Origin of the sequence: Acinetobacter sp. IK23 (assembly GCF_035615275.1) — a bacterium.
Taxonomy (GTDB): Bacteria; Pseudomonadota; Gammaproteobacteria; order Pseudomonadales; family Moraxellaceae; genus Acinetobacter; species Acinetobacter seifertii.
In genome coordinates, this window is sequence record NZ_JANBNX010000073.1 from 1 (window position 1) to 528 (window position 528).

At 36.4% G+C, this 528-nt stretch carries 1 pseudogene; it reads left to right on the forward strand.

Annotation, left to right across the window (positions count from 1 at the left end):
• Positions 1-304: 304 nt before the first annotated feature.
• Positions 305-528: pseudogene (locus tag MSG95_RS18900) on the forward strand (TonB-dependent siderophore receptor); the annotation flags it as partial.

A 528-nucleotide genomic window follows, 5' to 3' on the forward strand; every position in this document is an offset into this window, starting at 1 on the left:
AAGTTCAATTTTTACTCAAATGTTAGCCACCGTTTTTATCTATCTTTCTGTATTCATATTCTAGAAAACTGTCAGCCTGTTTGATATTGCAGAACACTTTCAGAAAAGAATTTTGTATAGATTGCCGGCTCACTTTTAAGTGCTTTCACTATTCCCTTTATTCTAATAATTTTTATATAACACTTGAATAAAAAGCAAACGATTATCATTTACAGATCTCGCTAGTCAGCTTATCATTTCACAAACTTACAAATTCTCCGTATTTTCTTCACATTTAACCTATACATCATTTTAAGGATCTCTTGTGTTACTCCCTCATTTCAAAAAATCAGTCCTCACCCTCTGCTTATTTCCCTCCATACTTTATGCAGCCGATACATACCCTACTGTGACGCTTAACACGATAACTGTGCAAGCCGAAGGCAACTGGTTAGATGAAGCCAATGCACAGAAAGTACTAAATCATGCTGGAGCGCGTACAGTCATTCAGCGTGATGAGTTGATTAACCGAGGCGTAACTTCTGTCAA